At 70.8% G+C, this 21045-nt stretch carries 23 protein-coding genes; 7 read left to right on the top strand and 16 right to left on the bottom strand.

Annotation, left to right across the window (positions count from 1 at the left end; translation table 11 throughout):
* Positions 1-8 precede the first annotated feature (8 nt).
* The 6 genes from IE311_RS27115 to IE311_RS27090 form a co-directional block, all read right to left on the bottom strand.
* The gene (locus IE311_RS27115) at positions 9-506 is read right to left on the bottom strand and encodes a Fur family transcriptional regulator (RefSeq protein WP_189834453.1); all 498 of its coding nucleotides are present in this window, start codon (positions 504-506) and stop codon (positions 9-11) included.
* Positions 507-553: 47 nt separating this feature from the next.
* Positions 554-1819, bottom strand: coding sequence for an RNA-guided endonuclease InsQ/TnpB family protein (locus IE311_RS27110; protein WP_308439829.1), 1266 nt, complete (start codon positions 1817-1819; stop codon positions 554-556).
* A 282-nt stretch (positions 1820-2101) separates the two neighbouring features.
* Positions 2102-2674: a heme-binding beta-barrel domain-containing protein gene (locus IE311_RS27105; RefSeq protein WP_189834452.1), complete on the bottom strand. Its 573-nt coding sequence runs from the start codon at positions 2672-2674 to the stop codon at positions 2102-2104.
* 239 nt (positions 2675-2913) lie between these two features.
* Positions 2914-3822 carry a hypothetical protein gene (locus IE311_RS27100; RefSeq protein WP_229902193.1) on the bottom strand — a complete coding sequence of 303 codons (909 nt, stop codon included), beginning with the start codon at positions 3820-3822 and terminating at the stop codon, positions 2914-2916.
* Positions 3819-4607 (bottom strand): hypothetical protein, encoded by a 789-nt coding sequence (locus IE311_RS27095; RefSeq protein WP_189834451.1) that lies wholly within the window; start codon positions 4605-4607, stop codon positions 3819-3821. The genes IE311_RS27100 and IE311_RS27095 overlap by 4 nt, the downstream gene beginning before the upstream one ends.
* Positions 4604-5392: a hypothetical protein gene (locus IE311_RS27090; RefSeq protein ID WP_229902192.1), complete on the bottom strand. Its 789-nt coding sequence runs from the start codon at positions 5390-5392 to the stop codon at positions 4604-4606. The genes IE311_RS27095 and IE311_RS27090 overlap by 4 nt, the downstream gene beginning before the upstream one ends.
* Before the next feature lie 285 nt (positions 5393-5677).
* Between IE311_RS27090 and IE311_RS27085 the strand changes: the two genes are divergently transcribed.
* A complete protein-coding gene (locus IE311_RS27085; RefSeq protein WP_189834450.1) occupies positions 5678-6043 on the top strand; it encodes a DsrE family protein in 366 nt (121 codons plus the stop codon).
* Between the two features lie 49 nt (positions 6044-6092).
* Here IE311_RS27085 and IE311_RS27080 read toward each other — a convergent pair whose 3' ends face one another.
* The 8 genes from IE311_RS27080 to IE311_RS27050 form a co-directional block, all read right to left on the bottom strand.
* Positions 6093-6353, bottom strand: a complete 261-nt coding sequence (locus IE311_RS27080; protein WP_189834449.1) for a DUF3099 domain-containing protein — start codon at positions 6351-6353, stop codon at positions 6093-6095.
* A gap of 97 nt (positions 6354-6450) precedes the next feature.
* Positions 6451-6738, bottom strand: a complete 288-nt coding sequence (locus tag IE311_RS27075; protein ID WP_015035121.1) for a DUF1416 domain-containing protein — start codon at positions 6736-6738, stop codon at positions 6451-6453.
* A gap of 52 nt (positions 6739-6790) precedes the next feature.
* Positions 6791-7636, bottom strand: a complete 846-nt coding sequence (locus tag IE311_RS27070) for a sulfurtransferase (protein ID WP_189834448.1) — start codon at positions 7634-7636, stop codon at positions 6791-6793.
* Between the two features lie 164 nt (positions 7637-7800).
* Positions 7801-7881: a putative leader peptide gene (locus IE311_RS37375; RefSeq protein WP_350497993.1), complete on the bottom strand. Its 81-nt coding sequence runs from the start codon at positions 7879-7881 to the stop codon at positions 7801-7803.
* Between the two features lie 216 nt (positions 7882-8097).
* Entirely contained in the window at positions 8098-8784 is a 687-nt protein-coding gene (locus IE311_RS27065) for an LmeA family phospholipid-binding protein (protein ID WP_189834447.1), read from the bottom strand.
* A gap of 115 nt (positions 8785-8899) precedes the next feature.
* The gene (locus IE311_RS27060; RefSeq protein WP_189834446.1) at positions 8900-10138 is read right to left on the bottom strand and encodes a hypothetical protein; all 1239 of its coding nucleotides are present in this window, start codon (positions 10136-10138) and stop codon (positions 8900-8902) included.
* A 10-nt stretch (positions 10139-10148) separates the two neighbouring features.
* On the bottom strand, positions 10149-10403 hold the full coding sequence (locus tag IE311_RS27055; protein WP_189834445.1) for a MoaD/ThiS family protein: 255 nt from the start codon (positions 10401-10403) through the stop codon (positions 10149-10151).
* A 45-nt stretch (positions 10404-10448) separates the two neighbouring features.
* A complete protein-coding gene (locus tag IE311_RS27050; protein WP_189834444.1) occupies positions 10449-11270 on the bottom strand; it encodes an alpha/beta hydrolase in 822 nt (273 codons plus the stop codon).
* Positions 11271-11486: 216 nt separating this feature from the next.
* On the opposite strand from IE311_RS27050, the gene IE311_RS27045 reads away from it, so the two are divergent.
* The 5 genes from IE311_RS27045 (at position 11487) to IE311_RS27025 (ending at position 17129) form a co-directional block, all read left to right on the top strand.
* Entirely contained in the window at positions 11487-12314 is an 828-nt protein-coding gene (locus IE311_RS27045; RefSeq protein ID WP_189834443.1) for a response regulator transcription factor, read from the top strand.
* 24 nt (positions 12315-12338) lie between these two features.
* Positions 12339-13367, top strand: a complete 1029-nt coding sequence (locus IE311_RS27040; protein WP_189834442.1) for a LacI family DNA-binding transcriptional regulator — start codon at positions 12339-12341, stop codon at positions 13365-13367.
* Positions 13368-13649: 282 nt separating this feature from the next.
* On the top strand, positions 13650-14834 hold the full coding sequence (locus IE311_RS27035; protein ID WP_189834441.1) for a S1C family serine protease: 1185 nt from the start codon (positions 13650-13652) through the stop codon (positions 14832-14834).
* A gap of 32 nt (positions 14835-14866) precedes the next feature.
* Entirely contained in the window at positions 14867-15595 is a 729-nt protein-coding gene (locus IE311_RS27030) for a response regulator transcription factor (RefSeq protein ID WP_189834440.1), read from the top strand.
* 79 nt (positions 15596-15674) lie between these two features.
* A complete protein-coding gene (locus IE311_RS27025) occupies positions 15675-17129 on the top strand; it encodes a sensor histidine kinase (RefSeq protein WP_373313984.1) in 1455 nt (484 codons plus the stop codon).
* Here the strand turns inward: IE311_RS27025 and IE311_RS27020 are convergent.
* Both IE311_RS27020 and IE311_RS27015 read right to left on the bottom strand, forming a co-directional pair.
* A complete protein-coding gene (locus IE311_RS27020) occupies positions 17094-17951 on the bottom strand; it encodes a phosphatidylinositol-specific phospholipase C (RefSeq protein WP_189834439.1) in 858 nt (285 codons plus the stop codon). The genes IE311_RS27025 and IE311_RS27020 overlap by 36 nt on opposite strands.
* Before the next feature lie 126 nt (positions 17952-18077).
* Positions 18078-19883, bottom strand: coding sequence for a bifunctional metallophosphatase/5'-nucleotidase (locus IE311_RS27015; protein ID WP_189834438.1), 1806 nt, complete (start codon positions 19881-19883; stop codon positions 18078-18080).
* A gap of 162 nt (positions 19884-20045) precedes the next feature.
* Here IE311_RS27015 and mshD point away from each other — a divergent pair, with 162 nt between their 5' ends.
* Positions 20046-20972, top strand: coding sequence for a mycothiol synthase (gene mshD / locus IE311_RS27010; RefSeq protein ID WP_189834437.1), 927 nt, complete (start codon positions 20046-20048; stop codon positions 20970-20972).
* Positions 20973-21045 lie beyond the last annotated feature (73 nt).

Genomic DNA, 21045 nt, shown 5'->3' with positions numbered 1-21045 from the left:
GGAAAAGCCTACGACTCGGCGGCGGTGTCCTTCCGGGCGCGGTCGTCGGCCGTCTTCTCCGCGGCGTGCGCGGCCGCCTGGTCCGCGGCCTTCTTCGCGCAGTCCTCGCAGCGCCCGAAGATGGCGAAGTGCTTCATGTCCGTGTCGAACCCGAAGGTCTCACGGAGTTTCCCGGTGAACTCGGCGGCCACCTCGACGTCCGCCTCGATCACCCCGGAGCAGTCCCGGCAGACCAGGTGCAGATGGTGGTGCCGGTCGGCGAGGTGATACGTCGGAGCCCCGTGCCCCAGATGGGCGTGGCTCACCAGCCCGAGCTCCTCCAGGAGCTCCAGGGTCCGGTAGACGGTGGAGATGTTCACCCCGGACGCGGTCCTGCGGACCTCGACGAGGATGTCGTCGGGCGTCGCGTGCTCCAGGGCGTCGACCGCCTCCAGGACAAGCTGACGCTGCGGCGTCAGCCGATAGCCGCGCTGCCGCAGGTCGCTTTTCCAGTCGGTACTCACCACGCCCCCAGTTTGGCATCCTCCGCCCGTGTGCGGGGCGGACTCCTTACTCAGGCCGCGTGCGGCCCGAGTGGTGGTTGACGCTTCACAGACCGGGTGCCCCCAAGGTCTCCACGTCCTGACACCGCCTGCCCGGCGGCGTGATCGATATTGCGTCCCGCATTGGTGTCCGCGTGGGCCTCGAATCCGCATGCGGGGCTCTTGCACAGAAAGCGGGCCTGCGTCTCCCGGCTGCCCGGGGTGATGCGGCCGCAGGCAGAACAGCGAAGGGACGTGTACGGGGCAGGCACCTTGACCACGGAGCCGCCGCGCTCGGCGGCCTTGTACTCCAGCATGGTCACCGTGCGCCCCCAGGCCTCCGCGGTGATCGCCCGGTTGAGCCCCGCCTTCTGGCTGACATTGACACCGGGGTCGGCCACAGTTCCCTTGGCGGACCTGACCATGTGGCCAATGGCCAGGTCTTCCACCCCGATGCGCGAGAAGGCCTCGGTGATACCGGTGGTGGTCTTGTGCTGCCAGTCGACTGCTCGGCGCTTGGCTGTCGCGCGGAGCAGAGCGATCTGATCATGTGTGTGCGTCAGCCGACGCGAGTTCCTCTCGCCGGACGGGCGAGCCCGGCGTCGTCGCTCCCTGGTCTTCTCCAGTCGGTTCAGCCGCTTCGTCTCACCCTTGGTGAGCCAGGGGCCGTGTTCCCGGAAGGTGCCGTCGGACAGTGCGAGGGGTTTGGCGATGCCCCGGTCGACACCCACGGTCGGGCCGGTGTGCGCGGCCGGTTCGGGCACTTCGCGCTGGACACGGAAGACGACGTGCCAACCGTCCGGCTCCTTCACGAGCCGGGCTCCGGTGATCCGGTTTTCACTGTCGGCGCGTCTGCCCACAGGTAGGTCCCTGGTCCAGCGGAACAACGCATAGCCGATCTTCGGCACCCACATACGCCCCCATCGTCGGTTCAGACGCACGATCTGGAGATCGCGCCCCTGCGGGATGTCGATGGCCATGCGGGAACGGAAACGGGACTTGAAAGCCGGGGCCTCGGCCCGGCCCTCCCAACAGTTCTTCCACGCCTGAAAGTATGTCTTCAGCACAGCCTGCGCTGCCTGAGCAGGGAGAACCGCAAGCCATGGAAGATCCTTACGGCCCTGCCGGATCGCCGCATCAGCGGCGGCAAGGCTACGGCCCTCACGGGGAATCATCGTCCACCAGTCATGCACGAGATTCCACAACGCACGGGCCGCATGGCCCTGATCCTCAGCTCCCAGAGCTTGAGCAGGGGTGAGACGGAGCCGGGCCCTGTGACCACGCCGACGCTTCAGCACCCCTCCAGATCACTCCATGTACCCATGCGGGCGACGGCAGGGCACACACGACTCCCCCGGAATCACGACGGTAACCGGCCGCTCCGATCACCGAGCCCCAATGACTGAGCTCGTCGACATACGGACCGAAATTAGCACATTCACGCGATTTCACATCGCCCAGTTCGACGCCGAGTGATCGTCCGTAGCGACGTTCTGCCTGCCTCGGACAGCGGGGCCGACAGGGAACGTCGGAGGGCCCGTCGGTAGAAACCGACGGGCCCTCCGACGCGGCGTCCGCCCCTACTTGAAGAACGCGATGCCGTCGTCCGGCATGTCGGGCAGGTTGCGGGCCATCTCCGCGACCTCCTCCGGCGTCACGACCTTCTTCAGGTGCGCCGACATGTACGGCCGCAGCGGGACCTCGGGGGTCGCCTTCTCGCCCACCCACATGAGGTCGCTCTTGACGTAGCCGTAGAGGCGCTTGCCGCCGGTGTACGGGCCCGAGGCCGCGGTCCGGGCGACGGCGTCCGTCGCCAGGTCGATCTGCGGCTTCTGGTCGGCGAGCTCGCCGTACCAGATCTCGACGATGCCCTGGTCGCGGACCATGACGATCTCGACCTTGCGGTCCTTGTCGATGCGCCAGTAGCCGCTCTCGCTCTCCAGCGGACGGACCTTGTTGCCCTCGTTGTCCAGGACCCAGGAGTGGGAGGTGTACTCGAGGAAGTCACGGCCGTCGTGACTGAACGTCACGGACTGGCCGAAGTTGCACTTCTCGGCGCCGGGGAAGTCGGAGACACCCGCGCCCTCCCACGTACCGAGCAGGAACGCGAGGGGGACGAGGTCCGGATTGAGGTCGGACGGGATCTCGATCATGAGCAGCTCTGGCGTTCTCTAGAAGTGGTTAGCGCTGGCCCTGGTACAGCTTCTTCACGGCCAGACCGGCGAAGGCGATCACGCCGACGGCGACCAGGACCAGGAGGATTTCGAAGAAGATGATCACAGGGTGCTCCTCGACTGAGCGGTGAAGGCGGAACGGGCCGGACCCCAGCTTAGTGGGCGGGGGCCCGGCCCACTCGGTGAGGTGGGTCTCGCGCGCTGCGGGGCCGCGGCGGCTAGCCGAGCAGCTGGTTCTGCAGCGTGACGGTCTGCTGGAACGGCACGACGGGCGCCTCTCCCTCACCGGCCTGGGTGATCAGCGCGAGGGTGTCGCCGGCCTGGATGTAGGCCCAGCGGACCCGCTCGGGGCCGTACGGCTTCTTCTCCGCGTAGGCGTACAGGCTCGTGTCCGCCACGTCGATGTCGTCGGCGAAGTTCTCCATGACGACGCCCTCCACCCCGTCCGGCAGTGCCTTCGGGCCGTCCGCGGCGGCCGCCTGCAGCGACACGTCCTTGAACGCCTCCGCGTACGCCACGGAGCTGAACCGGAGCAGATGGATGCTGGTGCGGGTGCCGTCCGGAGTCGTCCAGCCCCGGGCGGCGATGTGCCGCAGGGTGGAGTCGGCCAGGTGCTCCTTCAGCTCGCCGCGGGACTCCTTCGCGTAGAGCGAGAGGTACGCGTCCGTGGACACGAACCCGCCCTTCAGCTTCGGGTCGGGCGTCGCGCCGGCCGGCGCGGGCAGCAGCAGTTCGCGCAGGTCGGCGTAGTGGATCTCGCCCTCGTTGCCGTCGGTGAAGGGGCGGGGCCGGTCCACCGGGAGGGCGGGCAGCCGGAGCTCCGGGTAGTCCCAGCGTCCGTCGCTCTCGGTCGCCAGACCGGGTACGTCGTTCCGGTCGAGCGCGGTGATCCCCATGGCGGCGCCCGCGCCCACACCACCGCACACGACGACGGCGGCGGTCCAGCGGGCGACGGCCCACAGGACACGGCGGGGGCGACGGGGGGCGGGATCGGCGACCGCGGGTTCGGCGGCCGCGGCCGTGGACTCGACGGCGTCGGCCGTCGGCCCGGTGGCCGTCGTCTCCGGCCCGGCGGTGGTCGTCTCCGGCCCCGTCGGCTGCTCGGTCGGCTGCTCGGTCACGGTCATACGTACTCCCCCGGGGATTCGATGTGGCGGAGCTGCTTCTCCAGGAGGGTGGCCACGGCCTTCTGGTCGAAGGGCGGCGCACCGAACGCCGTGACGGTGACCATGACCTCGCCCTCGTACGCGAAGCAGATCAGGTCCTGGAGGTCGGGAGTCCGGTCGATGTCGTCGGACCGCTCCGGCTTCACGGGCTCGGGCCCCAGGTAGCAGGCGGCGTTCCTCGCGTACTCCTTGATCTTCGGGCCCTTGCGCAGTTCCAGGACCTCGAACAGCTCCTTGCGGACCCCGAAGAACTCGCGGACCTTCTTCTTGTCCTTCATCCGCAGGACGACCACCTCCGCCTGGAGGGTGCTGTCCTGCGTGGCGTACGAGCGCATCGCCATGCCCTGGACGCCGAGCCGGTCGACCTCCTTCTCGTACGCGCGGCGCTTCTTGCCATAGAAGCCCTCGCCCGTCTGCTTGAGCAGGGCCGCCGCCTGGCGGGCGGGCACCTCGCCGTCGTTGCCGTACCCCTTGACGTCCGCGCCGAGCACGTACCCCTCCGGCACCGGCAGGAGGAGCTTGCTCAGGGGGGTCGAGGCCCGGCCCCGGGCGATGCCGGCGGCCGGGTCCTCGGGGGTCGCGGTCACGGAGGGCTTCGCCCAGGCCTCGGTGGGGGCGGTCCGGTCGGCGCGGTCGACGGTGACGGCGGTGTACGCGACACCGCCGCCCACGGCGCCGAGCACGAGCACGGAGCTCAGCACGTTCTTCAGGATCCGGCGGGTGCGGCTCCCGGACTTCTCGCTCACAGGCGCCCCAGCTGTCGCTCGGCCAGGGAACGGATCTCGCTCCCGGAGATCTTCCGTGTGTCGGACATCAGGATCGTGATCGCGATGTCGCCGTGCTGGATGTAGGCGCGGGCCAGGTAGGAGTCCATGTACCCCGCCTCGCGCTTCACGGGATAGACGTAGTAGCGGCCGTCCGGAGAGCCCTTCACCGGCTCCCCGAGAGAGCCGGCGTGGGCCTCGCCCATGGCGATCCGCTGCTGGTCCCTCACGTACTCCCAGGCGCCGATCGCAGAGCCGGAGCGGTACTGCACGAGGTTGATCTCGACCGTCTTGTACGCGCCCACGCGCCACTCGCGCGTCGCGATCCGCCGGATCCCCAGGTCGAGCTGGGTCTCCAGAGCGCCATCGGGCCGGGTGTAGCCGTCGACGTACTGGGACAGCGACTGCCAGCCGTCCGTGCCCTTGGCCCGCGCGCCCGCCGGCCTCGGCAGCAGCAGCTTCCGCAGGTCGCCCTCCGCCTTCAGCTGGTGGTCCTCCGCGGCCGGCAGAGGCTCCGGCTCCTCGCCCTTCGGGAGCGGCTTCGCCGGGTACGCGAGGCCGGGCTGGTTGAGGGCGGGCAGCGGGGTGGGCTCGCGGTCCGCCTGGATGCGATAGCCGACGGCGGTGCCGCCGACGAGGCCGAGGACGGCGGCGACGGCGATCAGCCCGACCGTACGGAGAACGCGGCGGCGGGGCCGTACGGCGGGCTCCGGCTGCGGGTCGGACGTCGGGTCCGGCACGGCGGCGGCCGACACGGCTTCCGGCACGGCTTCCGGTGCTTCCGGCTTGGCTTCCGACGCGGTCGGCACTGTGACCGGTACGGCTGGTGTGGCCGGGGTCACAGCCTTCGGCTCGCCCTCCGGGGCGACCGGAGGGGCGGTTTCCGCCCCGGACTCCGGTTCCGGCGGCGGCGCCGTTTCCGGATTTTGGATACTTTCTTCGACGCTCAAGAGCCCCCCACGAGACCTGAAGCGCGGATTCCGTCATCCGCGCACCCACGAGACACATGAGGCGCACAGGGGGTTGTGGTGCGGCAGATTACAGTTCGGCATATGCCGAACAAGCTCGTGCTCAAGGTGACCGCGGGGGCCGACGCCCCCGAACGCTGCTCGCAGGCCTTCACCGTGGCCGCCGTCGCCGCCGCCAGCGGTGTCGAGGTGTCGCTCTGGCTGACCGGTGAGTCCTCGTGGTTCGCGCTGCCGGGCCGCGCGGCCGCATTCGAGCTCCCGCACGCCGCGCCGCTGCCGGACCTGATCGACTCGATCCTGGCGGCAGGCGGCCGCATCACGGTCTGCACCCAGTGCGCCGCCCGCCGTGACATCGAGGAGAAGGACCTCCTGGAGGGCTTCCGCATCGCCGGCGCCCAGCTCTTCGTCCAGGAGGCCATGACCGACGGGACGCAGGCGCTCGTCTACTGACGGCAGGGAGCACGGAGCACCCGGCGGGTAGGCGGACCGGCCGGGCCCGCTAGCTCCGGCGCTTCTTGCCGTCCAGCTCGTCCCACCACTCGTCCGACTTCGGGTCCCCCGAGGGGTCGTCCCACCAGCGGTCCTCGGGGCCCCTCCGGTTCGCGACCATCGCGGCGACCGGGGGGATGACCATGGCCACCACGCACATGCCGACGGCCACCGGCATCGAGAACAGCCGCACGACGGCCCAGGCGCCCACGAAGAGGAGCAGGCAGGCGCCCATCAGCCAGAAGTAGACGTGCCGACGTCGTGCGTACACACCTTCAGGGTACGACCGAAGGGCCGTGCCTCAAGTCCTGGAAATGGCGTCCAACCCCCCAGGAGGCACGGCCCTTCGGCCGGTTCGGTGTCGCGGGTCAGACCGCGATGGCGACCTCTGCCAGGCCACCGTGCTGCGCCACGACCTGACGGTCGGCGGTGCCGCCCGGAACCAGGGCGCGGACGGTCCAGGTGCCCTCGGCCGCGTAGAAACGGAACTGGCCGGTGGCGGAGGTCGGGACCTCGGCCGTGAACTCGCCGGTCGAGTCCAGGAGGCGGACGTAACCGGTGACGGGCTGGCCGTCCTTGGTCACGAAGCCCTGGATGGTGGTCTCACCGGGCTTGATCGTCGAGGCGTCGGGGCCGCCGGGCTGCGCTCCACACATGTCGTTCTGTCCTTACGGTCGAGGGGTCCGGAGGAGGGGAGGATCCGGGAAGTTACTTGTTGGCGCCGAGCTCGATCGGCACGCCGACGAGGGAGCCGTACTCGGTCCACGAGCCGTCGTAGTTCTTGACGTTGGTGACCTCGAGCAGCTCGTGCAGCACGAACCAGGTCAGCGCGGAGCGCTCACCGATGCGGCAGTAGGCGATGGTGTCCTTCGCCAGATCGACCTGCTCGTCCTCGTAGAGGGCCTTGAGCTCGTCGTCCGACTTGAAGGTGCCGTCGTCGTTGGCGTTCTTCGACCACGGGATGTTGCGGGCGCTCGGCACGTGGCCGGGGCGCTGCGACTGCTCCTGCGGGAGGTGCGCCGGGGCGAGGAGCTTGCCGGAGAACTCGTCGGGCGAGCGGACGTCGACCAGGTTCTGGGCGCCGATCGCGGCCACGACGTCGTCGCGGAAGGCGCGGATCGAGGAGTCCTGGGCCTGGGCCTTGTACTCGGTGGCCGGGCGGGCCGGCACGGCGGAGCCGTCGACCAGGTCGCGGGAGTCGAGCTCCCACTTCTTGCGGCCGCCGTCGAGGAGCTTCACGTCCTGGTGGCCGTAGAGCTTGAAGTACCAGTAGGCGTAGGAGGCGAACCAGTTGTTGTTGCCGCCGTAGAGGACGACCGTGGTGTCGTTCGCGATGCCCTTGGCCGAGAGGAGCTTCTCGAAGCCCTCCTGGTCGATGAAGTCGCGGCGGACCGGGTCCTGCAGGTCCTGGGTCCAGTCGATACGGATGGCGTTGCGGATGTGGTTCTTCTCGTAGGCCGAGGTGTCCTCGTCGACCTCGACGATGGCGACCTGCGGGTTGTCGAGGTTGGCCTCGACCCAGTCCGCGTCGACCAGTACGTCGCTGCGAGCCATGTTGTTCTCCTCCGGGGCAGTGTGCGGCGGTGTGGTGCGGGTGTGGCTGCGTACGCGTCGTCACGGGCATGCGGAACGTGCTGAACGGACGTGCGTACGGCTCTGCACAGGGCGGCCCTGACCTCGTCGGAGGGCCTGAGGAATACGGGAGTGGTGAGTCCCGCTCAGACGGAGCGACAGAGCATGGCGGCGACGCGGCACAGGTCTACTGCCCGCCGCTTCGTGAGATCCGCCTGTCGCTTCATGCCCACGATCGTAGGGACGGACAGGCGGCCGTGTCACCGGCGTGTCGTATTTTGAGACGCGATCGTCCGAGATGCGAGACGCGATCACCGTACGAGGAGGCTCCGGGCGCCTCGGGAACGAGGCGTCCGCCAGTGTTTCTACGGATCGGACAGCAGCGTCTCAGCATGTGACCAACGGGTACGTGCTGAGGGGTTCTCGGCTGCGCGCGGAGGCCGTCAGCCGCCCAGGACGACGTCCTTGCCGGCCACGGTGACCGCCAGACCGTCCGGCCGCGGCTCGACCTTCTCGACCTTCATCCCGGCGATCACACCGATCGGCCGCTCGAAGTCGGTGCGCTCGCGGACCAGTTCCTCGATGCCCGGGATGCCCTCGCCGGGCACCTCGTCGGCGCGCACCCGGATCGTGTCACCGTTCACCACGGTCACCGTCGAGAGCACCGTACGGGTCAGGGTGCGGCCCATGACCGTCACTCCGCCGGTCACCTTCACCTTGCCGTTGCCGCCGTAGGCGACGGTGGCCTCCCGGTCGGACGCGGCGGTGAGATCCGCGTACGAGATCAGGGCCGTACCGCTCGCGGAACCCGCCTTCGCGCCCGCCCAGTCGCCGGTCACGGTCACGTCCCGCAGCGCCACGGTCAGCTCGCCGACCCGGATGCGCTTGTCGCCCGCCGTCGCGGTGACGCCGGTCGCCTTGACGTCGACCTCGTCGAACCGCTTGTCCACCACCTGGGTCAGGAAGGGGAAGCCCTTGATGTCGACCTCGATGGCCTCGCTCCTCGCCGAGGAGAGCTTCACCCGGCCGGCCGCCTCCGACTCGGCGTACGCCACGGCCAGCCGGTCGATCCCCACCAGGACCCCGCCCAGCACGACGGCCACGATCAACAGAATCCGTAGTGCTCGCATGGGCTGCGTGTCCCCCCGATGGAAATGGATATGCGTCCGGCCCCCCGACACGAAGATCGACGTGTCGGGGGGCCGGTTGGTTCCCGCGGGATGCCGGATCGGGGTCCGGTCAGGGTCAGACCAGGGCCCGGCCCAGCAGGTAGACGGCGGGCGCGGCCGCCGTCAGCGGCAGGGCGACGCCGGCCGTCATGTGCACGAAGCGGGACGGGTAGTCGTAGCTGGCCACCCGCAGGCCGATCAGCGCGCACACCCCGGCGCCGAGGCCGAGCAGCGCCCCGGAGGTGCCCAGGTCGGTGAGGCCGCCGGCCGCGATCCCGGCGCCCGCGGAGGCGAGCAGCGCGGCGAGCAGCGAGACGGGTCCCGGCAGCGGCAGCGCCCGGGCGACGACGGCGGCGGCGACCGCGATCCCGCCCACGACCACCGCGTCGGGCTCGGCACCGAGGAGGCCGGTGGCGACGACCGTGAGCGCCGCCGAGGCGACGGTGGCCATCAGGCCGTACATGCGCTCGTCCGGCTCGGCGTGGCTGCGCAGCTGGAGGACCAGGCAGAGCAGCACCCAGACGCCGAGCGTGCCGAGGATCGCGGCGGCCGCGTGCTCCCGGCCGGTGGCGAGCAGGGCGGCGTCGGCGGCGAGGCCGCCGGCGAAGGCCAGGGCGATGCCCTGCCGGGCGGGCCACATGCCGTTGAGCCGGAACCAGCCGGCGGCGGTGAGGCCCTGGAGCAGGACGAGGGGGAGAAGGAGTCCGTACGTGCCGAGGGCGGCGCCGGCGGCGATCAGCAGTCCGAGGACGGCGGTCAGCACGGCGGGCTGGATCCCGGGCTCGATCACGGGAGAGCGCCCCTCGGCGCGGGCGCGCTGGGCGTCGGTGATCCGGGTGTTCCCTGAGGTGGTGGGCGAGGACCACCCGGGGCCGCCCGCCTCACCCGCGGGAGCCGGAACGGGCTCCTGCTCCACGGGAGCCGGGGCCTGCGCGTACGCCGGGGCCGGAGCGGCCTGCGCGTACGCCTGTTCCTGCATCGGCTGCGGCTGCGGCTCGGTGTAGTACGCGGCGGGGGTCCCGTACGACTCGTAGGAGGCCTGGTTCGACGCGTACGGCTCGTAGGGCTGCTGCTGGGGCTGGGGCTGGTACCCCTGCTGTGCCGCCTGCTGCGCCTGCGCGCGGTCGGCCCGGACCTGCTCGTACGAGACGGCCGGCTGGTACGTGGTGTCCCAGGTCTGCCCCTCCCACGTCTGCGTGACGTCGGGGCTCTGCTGGCCCTGGTTCGGCTGCCCGTTCGCGTTCCCGTTCGTGTTCCCGGTTCCGTTCGCGTACGGGTCGTACTGCTGACCGCCGTAGTACTGGTCGTTGCTCATGCTCTGGGGTTCACCCTCCTGCGAACGGGGGGAGCACCTCGACCGTGCCGCCCTCGGCAAGCCGTACCGTCTCATGGCTCCGGGTCCCGACGGGGTCGCCGTCGACCAGGAACGAGCACCGGCGCAGGACCTGGACGAGCTCGCCCGGGTGCTTCGCGCGGGCCGCGTCGAGGGCCTCGGCGAGGTGCTCGGCGGTGTACGGCTCCTCCGCGACACCGGCGGCGGCCTTGGCCGCGGCCCAGTAGCGGATGGTTCCCGCTGCCATAGCGGCGCTCCCTTCGTTCGTGTGCGCGCCGCCCCCCATGATGGGCTATCCGCGGGTGAGCCAGTCCCCGAGCCGGGCCAGCAGCTCGTCGTCGGCGGCGTTCTCGGCGTGGCCCATCCCCCGCTCCAGCCACAGTTCCGCCTCGCCGGCCCCGGCCAGCATCCGGGGATGGTCGAGCGGGAAGTACGCGTCCCGGTCGCCGTGCACGATCAGCAGCGGGGTCGGCGCGATCAGCGGCACCGCCTCCACGGGAGAGAGGGGTACGGGGTCCCAGGCGCGCCGGTCGATCCGGGTGCCGAACCCGTACCGGCCGACGAGGCGCCCCGCCGGCCGGGTGACCACCCAGTGGAGGCGGCGCATCGGAGCCGTACCCCGGTAGTACCAGCGGGCGGGCGCGGAGACGGCGGCCACCGCGTCGGCGCGTCCCTCCGCCTCCCGGTCGAGGGCGGCGTGGCGCAGGACCACGGACCCGCCCATGGAGAAGCCGAGCGTCGCCACGCGCGCGTGGCCGAGCTCACGCGCCCAGCGGACGGCGGCGGACAGGTCGAGGACCTCCCGGTCCCCGACGGTGGAACGGCCGCCGGATCCACCGTGCCCGCGGAAGGAGAAGGTGACGACGGCCGCGCCGCGCCCGGTCAGGACCCGGGCCGCGCGCCGGACGGCCGGCCGGTCGGCCGACCCGGTGAACCCGTGGGCCACCACCACCGCCGTCCCGGTGACCGCCGTATCGGTGACACTTGCCGTGGAGGGTTCGTATACCGCCTCGATTCGGACACCGTCATCCGTACGCAACATTGCCCGACGGGAGCCGGAAGTGATCAGGGAGACATCCACCATATGAAATCCGCCCTCTCCCTCTGAACTCATGTGGGCTATTCTCCTGTGCAGAGGATCCGGGCGACGCAGCCCCCGGGTCCTTTTGCGTTTTCCGACCGTTGTTACGGACGGATGAACAAAAGCTCTCAGGGCGCGAGAGCCCGCAGTGATCCGTACGAAGCAGTGCACGTCCTCGCAGGGACCGAGGAGGAACCGCGTGATGAGCGAGCGAACGAAGCACGACCGACCGATGGCAGGTGAGGCGGCATGAGCTCCTTGCTGCTCCTGACCAACGCTCTCCAGCCTTCCACCGAGGTGCTGCCCGCCCTCGGTCTGCTCCTGCACAACGTCCGGGTCGCCCCGGCGGAGGGCCCCGCCCTCGTGGACACCCCCGGCGCGGACGTGATCCTCGTCGACGGGCGGCGCGATCTCCCGCAAGTGCGTTCGCTCTGTCAGCTGCTCCGCTCCACCGGACCCGGCTGTCCGCTGATCCTCGTCGTCACCGAGGGCGGCCTGGCGGCCGTCACCGCCGACTGGGGCATCGACGACGTCCTCCTCGACACCGCGGGTCCGGCCGAGGTCGAGGCCCGCCTGCGGCTCGCGATGGGCCGCCAGCAGATCGTCGCGGACGACTCCCCCATGGAGATCCGCAACGGCGACCTGTCGGTCGACGAGGCGACCTACAGCGCGAAGCTCAAGGGCCGGGTCCTGGACCTGACCTTCAAGGAGTTCGAGCTCCTCAAGTACCTGGCCCAGCACCCGGGCCGCGTCTTCACGCGTGCCCAGCTCCTCCAGGAGGTCTGGGGGTACGACTACTTCGGCGGCACCCGGACGGTCGATGTCCACGTACGGCGGCTCCGGGCCAAGCTCGGCCCGGAGCACGAGTCGCTCATCGGCACCGTCCGTAACGTCGGCTACCGCTTCGTCACCCCGGAGAAGGTCGAACGGGCGGCGGAGGAGGCGCGGGCCAAGGAGGAGGCCCGCACCAAGGAGGGGTCGCGCACGGACACCCGCGTCAAGGACGCCACGGAGGATGTCACCCCCTCGGCGGACAGGAACGTGGCGGATGCCACAGTGCGACCTGCCGGTAGGTAGGTCACCCCGCGTAGACTGCCGCGCGTGGCCAAGGTGACGCGGGATGACGTAGCTCGACTGGCAGGTACCTCGACCGCGGTCGTGAGCTACGTCATCAACAACGGACCCCGGCCGGTCGCCCCGGCCACGCGCGAGCGTGTCCTCGCCGCGATCAAGGAACTGGGCTACCGCCCCGACCGGGTCGCGCAGGCCATGGCGTCCCGGCGCACGGATCTCATAGGCATGATCGTCCCGGACGCGCGGCAGCCGTTCTTCGCGGAGCTGGCGCACGCGGTCGAGCAGGCCGCCGCCGAGCGCGGAAAGATGGTCCTCGTCGGGAACTCCGACTACCGCGACGAGCGCGAGGTCCACTACCTCCGGGCCTTCCTCGGCATGCGGGTCTCCGGACTGATCCTGGTCAGCCAGGGCATGAGCGAGCGGGCTGCGAGCGAGGTCGAGGCCTGGGACGCGCGCGTGGTGCTGCTGCACGAGCGCCCCGAGGCCCTGGACGACGTCGCCGTCGTCACCGACGACATCATCGGCGCCCAGCTCGCCACCCAGCACCTCCTGGACCACGGCTACCCCTACGTGGCCTGCATGGGCGGCATCCCGAACACCCCGGCCGTCGGCGACCCGGTCGCCGACCACGAGGAGGGCTGGCGGCGGGCCATGCTGGAGGCGGGCCTCCCGATCGAGGGCCGGCTCTTCCAGGCCCCGTACAACCGCTACGACGCCTACCAGGTGGCCCTCAAGCTGCTCGCGGGCCCGGACAGGCCGCCGGCCATCTTCTGCTCCACCGACGACCAGGCCTTCGGCGTGCTCCGCGCGGCGCGCGAGCTGCGCATCGAGGTGCCCTCGGAGCTGGCGGTCGCCGGCTTCGACGACGTGAAGGAGGCGGCGCTCACCGACCCGCCGCTGACCACGATCTCCTCGGACCGGCCGGCGATGGCACGGGCGGCGGTGGACCTGGTCCTCGACGACTCGCTGCGGGTGGCGGGCTCGCGCCGCGAGCGCGTGAAGGTCTTCCCGTCGTCGCTGGTCGTCCGCCGCTCCTGCGGCTGCAACGGCGGCTGAGCGGGTCACCGGGCTCCCGGAGCCCGGCGGAGGCCTCACGGTCCCGAGAGCGAGGTCTCACGGTCCCACGACGAGGCCTCACGGTCCCGACCGAGCCCTGAGGGGCCCTGAGGGCCCCTGCAGCCACCCGTGGATCACCGTGGACCACCCCCGTGGATCCCCGAGAACCCTGAGAACCCCTCCCCCCTGGGAGGGGTTCTTTATATCGGGCATACAGGCTTCTGTCGGGCTTCTCAGCCGGTCCTCAGACGGCTCTCATGTACGACTCCGAGAGTCGGAGCCATGACGGACTTCCAGGAGCAGCAGCCGCAGCAGCCCTACTACCCGCCGCACCCGCCGAGGCCTCCGTACGCCCCGCACACCCCGGGCGGCCCGCAGCCGACCGGTGCCGAGCAGACCGCCGCCCAGCCGATCGTCACCGAGCCGCATGCCACGCAGCCGTACGCCACGCAGCCGCTCGTCACCGAGCCCGGCACGACGATCTGGCCCTCCGGCGGACACGTCCCGCCGACCGGCCCGCCTGCTCCTCCCGTCACCACGTCCGCGCCGTCCGCCCCGTCCTCCGACGGCCCCGGCGCCCGGCGCCGCGCCAAGCGCGGGGTCGGCCTCATGGCGGCCGTGGCCATCGCGGCAGCGGCGATCGGCGGCGGCACCGCGACGCTGGTCCAGCAGCTCGGCTCCGACACCCCCGCCGCCGCCTCCTCCCAGGTGAGCGGCACCAATGTCTCCGCGAGCAGCACGGGAACGGTCGCCGGCGTCGCCGCGGCCGTCTCCCCCTCCATCGTCGAGATCTCCGCGAGCGCGAACTCCGGCAAGTCCACCGGCTCGGGCGTGATCATCACCTCCGACGGCGAGATCGTCACCAACAACCACGTGATCTCCGGCGCGTCCGAGATCACCGTGCAGCTCAGCGACGGCAAGTCCTACAAGGCCGAGGTCGTCGGCACCGACCCCGACAAGGACCTGGCCCTCATCAAGCTCCAGGGCGCCTCCGGCCTCAAGACCGCCACGCTCGGCGACTCGTCCAAGGTGCGGGTCGGCGACCAGGTCGTGGCGATCGGCTCCCCCGAGGGGCTGACCGGCACCGTCACCAGCGGCATCGTCTCCGCGCTCGACCGGGACGTGACCGTCGCCAAGGACGACGACGGCCAGGACCGGCAGCAGGAGCAGCAGTACGACCCGCGGCAGGGCTGGCCGTTCGAGTTCGGCGGACAGCAGTTCAACGGCGACACCGGCTCCTCGAAGACCACGTACAAGGCGCTCCAGACCGACGCCTCGCTGAATCCGGGTAATTCCGGCGGCGCGTTGATCAATATGAACGGCGAGATCATCGGAATCAATTCGGCCATGTATTCGCCCAGTTCTTCGAGCGGTTCCACCGCCGGAAGCGTCGGCCTCGGATTCGCGATCCCCGTCGACACCGTGAAGGCCGACCTGGAGAGTCTGCGCTCGGGCGGCGACAGCTGACCGGCGAACGAGCGGCGTGCGACGCTGAGCCCATGACCGACCAGCGACACGAAGCCGAACGCATCCTCATCGTCGACGACGAGCCCGCCGTGCGCGAGGCCCTGCGCCGCAGCCTCGCCTTCGAGGGATACGAAACGCAGGACGCCGTCGACGGTCTGGACGCGCTCGCCCGGATGGAGTCGTACGCCCCCGATCTCGTCGTCCTCGACGTCCAGATGCCCCGGATGGACGGGCTGACGGCCGCCCGGCGGATCAGGGCCTCCGGCTCCACCGTGCCGATCCTGATGCTCACGGCCCGAGACACGGTCGGCGACCGGGTCACCGGGCTCGACGCGGGCGCCGACGACTACCTCGTGAAGCCCTTCGAGCTGGACGAACTGTTCGCCCGGATCAGGGCGCTGCTGCGGCGGAGCTCGTACGCCCGGGCCACGGCCACCGCCCCGGCCGACAGCGATGTGCTGGCCTTCGAGGACCTGCGGATGGACCTGGCCACCCGCGAGGTGACCCGCGGCGGGCGGCCGGTGGAGCTGACGCGCACCGAGTTCACCCTCCTGGAGATGTTCCTGGCGCACCCGCGGCAGGTGCTCACCCGGGAGCAGATCCTCAAGGCCGTGTGGGGCTTCGACTTCGAACCGAGCTCGAACTCGTTGGACGTGTACGTGATGTATCTGCGACGCAAGACGGAGGCGGGCGGCGAGCCGCGCCTCGTGCACACGGTGCGGGGCGTGGGATACGCGCTGCGCGGAGGAGGCGGGGAGTGAACGGTCCCCGGACGGGTTCCGGACGAGAAGGCGGACAGGTGAACGGTCCCCTCACGGGTTCCGGACGAGGAGGCGGACGGTGAACGGTCCCCTCAAGGGTCGACTCGCGCGGTTCCGGCCGCTGGACTGGTTCCGTTCCCGCCCCCTGCGCTCCCGCCTCGCGCTGCTGACGGCGGTCGCGGTCGCGGTCGCCGTGGCGGCGGTCTCGCTCGCGTGCTGGTTCGTGACGCGGGCGCAGCTGGAGGCCGAGATGGACTCCTCGCTGCGCAGCACCCGGCTCGACGCGAACGGGGTGCAGAGTCTGCTCGCCCTCTGCCGGCAGGGCAGTACGCCGCCGCCGGTGGCGGGCTCGTACACGGTGCAGGTGATCCTCGCCAACGGCAGTGTGTGCACCTCGGGGAAGGCCGCGATCCCCGCCGGCGACGGCGATCTGGCGGTGGCGCGGGGACAGCTGGAGTACGTGCTGCACACGTCCAAGGACAACGCCGGTCGGGAGATGCGGGTCTACACCTACCCGCAGGAGGGGCCGATCGGGCTCGCGGTCTCCGTCGCCCGGCCGCTCTCCGAGATCGACAACTCGATGTCCACCCTGCGCTGGATGCTGCTGCTGGTCTCCGGGATCGGCGTCGTCGGCGCGGGCGCGGCCGGGCTGTGGGTGGCGCGGACCGGCCTCGAACCGGTGAACCGGCTGACCGGCGCGGTCGAGCACGTGGCCGCGACCGAGGACCTGACCGTCCGTATCCCGGTGGAGGGCGAGGACGAGATCGCCCGTCTGTCGCGCTCGTTCAACGCGATGACGGCGGCGCTCGCGACGTCCAGGGACCGGCAGTCGCAGCTGATCACGGACGCCGGCCACGAACTCCGCACGCCCCTCACCTCCCTCCGTACGAACGTCGAGCTGCTCGCGCGCAGCGAGGAGACGGGCCGGGCGATCCCGCCGGAGGACCGGCGTGCCCTGATGGCCTCGGTGAAGGCCCAGATGACGGAACTGGCGGCGCTCATCGGCGACCTCCAGGAGCTGGCCCGCCCGGACGCGGCGCAGCGGGGCCCCCTCGAGGTGGTGCCGCTCCACACGATCCTGCGGGCGGCCCTGGACCGGGCGCGGCTGCGCGGCCCGGAGCTGACCTTCGTCACGGACCTGGCGCCCTGGTACGTGCGCGCGGACGCGGCGGCGCTGGAGCGGGCGCTGATGAACGTCCTGGACAACGCCGTGAAGTTCTCGCCGCCCGGGGGGACGGTCGAGGTGACCCTGATGCGGGGCGAGCTGACGGTCCGCGACCAGGGGCCCGGCATCGCCCCGGACGAGCTCCCGCACGTCTTCGACCGCTTCTGGCGGTCGCCGTCGGCCCGCAGCCTGCCGGGCTCCGGCCTGGGCCTGTCGATCGTGGCCCGCACGGTGCACCACGCGGGCGGCACGGTCGGTCTGTCCGCGGCGGAGAGGGGCGGGACGGTGGCGACGGTGCGGCTGCAGGGGGCGCCGACACCGCCGCCGGAGGGGTCAGTTGTGCCGGAGCAGGGCCTCGACGAGTCCTGAGCGGGTGTTCGGGAAGTCCATGGGGACGATCCCGAGGCCCCTCCAGGTGCTCGCGGTGCCGTCCAGGAAGCCGTGGACCCGGGGGTTGAGGTTGTCGGAGTTCCAGCGCGGCGGCAGGGACGCGGAGGTGCTGACGAAGTTGATGTAGAGCTTGCCGGGCTGTTCGACGGCCTTGCGGAAGTGGGCCTCGACCTTGGGGTACTTGGCGTTGGGCAGGGCGTTCCAGTCGTCCTGGATCGCGATGGCGCCGCCGTCCCACCACTTGAGGCCGGGCAGGCCCCCGTTGTCGGCGATGAGGACGACCTTGCCGCGGGCCTCGCCGAGGGCGGGAACCGTGTCGCCGATGCGGAACAGCGAGCGCCAGCCGCGGTTGTCCAGGTAGTCGTCGAAGATCGCCCGGAAGGTGGCGTCGGAGTCCGAGGAGTACTCCTGCTTGACCCGCATGAGGACGGTCTCGGAGGGGTGCGCGGCGAGGAAGTCCCGGCAGGCGACGAGGACGTCCCCGAACATCATGTTCTGGTAGGAGACGCCGTGGTGGATGGCGAAGGACCCGCCGGTCACCCGGCACCGGACGTCCAGGAACCGGATGCCGCTGTCCAGCTGCTGGGCGACGGTGGTGTTCTGACACTCCGACCAGAGCCCGCCGAACCGGGCTCCGGAGTCGTGCGTACCGGGGATGGTGAGCCGTTGGAGGGGCGTTCCGTCGCCGTGGCCGCCCATCCACGCGCGCGTGTCCACGGCCGCGGCCCGCGCCCCGGGCGCCCCGGCGAGCAGTACGGCCCCGGCCCCGAGGGCCCCGGCGAGAAAGCGTCGTCGCTCCATGGATCAGATGATGACAGGTCCGCGTCAATATCCGCCAGGGTGCGGAGGACAGACCGAAAGGGGGCTGCCCTCCGCCGGACCGGCGGAGGGCAGCCCCCTTCTACGAGGACCGGAAGCCTTCGAGGACTACTTGATGACCGTGATCCGGCCGGTCGCCGGGGCCCGGAGCGGCTCGGCGGCCGACGAGTTGGCCGTCAGGTAGGCGATGAAGATGTCGAGGTCGGAGGCGCCGACGAGCTTGTTCGCACCGGCGGCCAGGGCCGGGAAGCCGTCACCGCCGCCCGTGAGGAACTCGTTCATCGCGACCCGGTAGCTCTTCGACGGGTCGATGGGCTCGCCGTTCAGCCGCACCGAGTCGACCACGATCCGGTCGGCGCCCGCCTTCGTCATGTCCAGGGTGTAGGAGAAGTTCTTCGACACCTGGAGGATCTTCGGGGACGCCAGGTTGGCGCCGCTGACCTGCTGCTGAAGCGCGGTGACCAGCTGGGCACCGGTCAGGTCGACCACCGTCATCATGTTGGTGAACGGCTGGACGGTGTACGCCTGGCCGTAGGTCACCACACTGTCCGCGCCCTTGGTCAGCGGCGCGCGGACGCCGCCCGGGTTCATCAGCGCGAGCTGGGCGCCGCCCTTGTCGGTCGGGGCCAGGCCCGCCAGCTGCGCGTCGGCGATGAGATTGCCCAGCGGCTTCTCGTACACGTCGCTGGGGTTCTCGATGCTCTCGGCGATGTGGCCGACGGGACGGTTCGCGATCGGCGCGGCCAGGGCGCTCCAGCGCTTGATCAGCTTGCTGATGTCATCGGCCGGGTCCACGTCACGGGTGACGACGTGGTTGGCGGAGGCGACGGCGGTGCGGACGATGTCCTTCGTACGACGGTCGTAGGTGAGCGTCGTGTCGGTGTAGAGCCTGCCGAAGGATGCCGCCGAGGTGACCGTGCGCGGCTTGCCCGACGGGTCCGGGATCGTGCACGCGTACGCCTGGTGCGTGTGCCCGGTGACCAGGGCGTCGACCTGCGGGGTGACGTTCTTGGCGATGTCCACGATCGGGCCGGAGATGCCGGCGCCGGCGCCCGGGGTGTCGCAGTCGTAGTTGTACGCGCCCGAGGCGGGCAGGCCGCCCTCGTGGAGCAGCGCGACGATCGACTTCACGCCCTTGCGCTCCAGCACCTTGGCGTACTTGTTGATCGTCTCGACCTCGTCGCCGAACTTCAGGCCCTTGATGCCCTCGGCGGAGACGATGTTCGCCGTGCCCTCCAGGGTCACACCGATGAAGCCGATCCTGACTCCGTCGCGCTCCCAGATGAAGTACGGGTCGAGCAGCGGCTTGCCGCTCTTCTCGTTCGTCACGTTGGCCGCGAGGTACGGGAACTTCGCCCCCTTGAAGCGCTTGCCCTCCTCGAAGCAGCCCTCGGTCGGGTGACAGCCGCCGTTCTGTATGCGGCTCAGCTCGCGGGCGCCCTCGTCGAACTCGTGGTTGCCGACCGAGCTCACGTCGAGCTTCAGCTTGTTCAGCGCCTCGATGGTCGGCTCGTCGTGGAACAGCCCGGAGAGCAGCGGCGAGGCACCGATCATGTCGCCGGCGGCGGCCGTGACGGAGTACCGGTGGCCCTCGCGGGCCTGCCGCAGATGCGTGGCGAGGTACTCGGCGCCGCCGACGTTGTTGACGACCTCGGTCGTGCCGTCCTCCTTGAGGCGGGTGAGCCTGCCCGAGGAGCCGGACGGCGGCTCCAGGTTGCCGTGGAGGTCGTTGAAGGAGAGGAGCTGGACGTCGACCATCCGGCCCCAGCCCTTGCCGTTGGAGCCGTGCCCGGCCGGCGCGTCCTGCGAGGCGCCCGCGGGCAGCGCGGCGACGAGGGCGCCGACGGTGGCGAGCCCCGCACCGACGGCGAGAATCCCCCTGGCCGTCCTCTTCTTCTTCGCTGTCGCTGCCATCGTTCCCCTTTGTCCCCGCGCCCGTTCCGGTGCGCCTCTCGACTGCTGACGTGCGAGCGAAGCCTAGAGTCAACGCGCGTAGCGCAACAGGGGGTAGCAGGTTACGAGACAGTTGCCGCCGCCTTTCCCCGGCACGGCGGCGTGTCGCCGTAGGCTCGGTCCATGACTTCCGACGCGGCGCCGGCCCTCGAACCCGGACGGCAGATCCACACGTATGACGAGCTCACGCCCGAGCAGATCCAGGACGTACTGGATCTCCTCGAGGCCGCCGACCAGTCCGACGGCGTGCACGCCGTCTCCGAGCAGGGCCGGCTCTACCTCCGTCACGGCAGCCGCGAGGGCGTACGGCACTTCCTGCTGACCGTCGGCACCCATCTCTACGGCTACGCCCAACTGGAGGAGACCGACCCCATCGAGGCGCCCGCCGCCGAACTGGTCGTCCACCCCTCCCACCGCGGTCGCGGCCACGGCCGGGCGCTCGGCACCGCCCTGCTCGGCGCCTCCGGCAAGCGGCTGCGCGTCTGGGCCCACGGCGGCAGGTCCGCCGCCCGGCACCTCGCCCAGGTCCTCGGCCTGACGCTCTTCCGCGAGCTGCGCCAGCTCCGGCGCCCGCTGACCCCGCTGGACATCCCGGAGCCGGTGCTGCCCGAGGGCGTCACCGTCCGCACCTTCGCCCCCGGCCAGGACGACACGGCCTGGCTCGCCGTCAACTCCGCGGCCTTCGCCCACCACCCGGAGCAGGGCTCGCTCACCCAGCGGGACCTGGACGACCGGATCGCCGAACCCTGGTTCGACCCCAAGGGCTTCTTCCTCGCCGAGAAGGACGGCCGGCTCGTCGGCTTCCACTGGACGAAGACGCACGCCGAGGAACAGCTCGGCGAGGTGTACGTCGTCGGCATCCTCCCCGACGCGCAGGGCGGCGGCCTCGGCAAGGCCCTCACCGCGATCGGCCTGCGGCATCTGGCGGCGCAGGGCCTGCCGACGGCGATGCTGTACGTGGACGCCGACAACACGGCGGCGGTGACGGTCTACGAGCGGCTGGGATTCGCCACCCACGAGGTGGATCTGATGTACCGCACGGAGTCGTAAGTCCCTCCGGGAAGGGGGCGGTTGACACCGCCCCCTTCTTTGCACCACCCTTTCACTACTTGATTAGTGAAAG

It is taken from the genome of Streptomyces zaomyceticus (assembly GCF_014656215.1).
Classification (GTDB): domain Bacteria; phylum Actinomycetota; class Actinomycetes; order Streptomycetales; family Streptomycetaceae; genus Streptomyces; species Streptomyces zaomyceticus.
The sequence above is the reverse complement of the archived record's forward strand: the minus strand, read 5'-3'. Positions and strand labels throughout refer to the sequence as shown.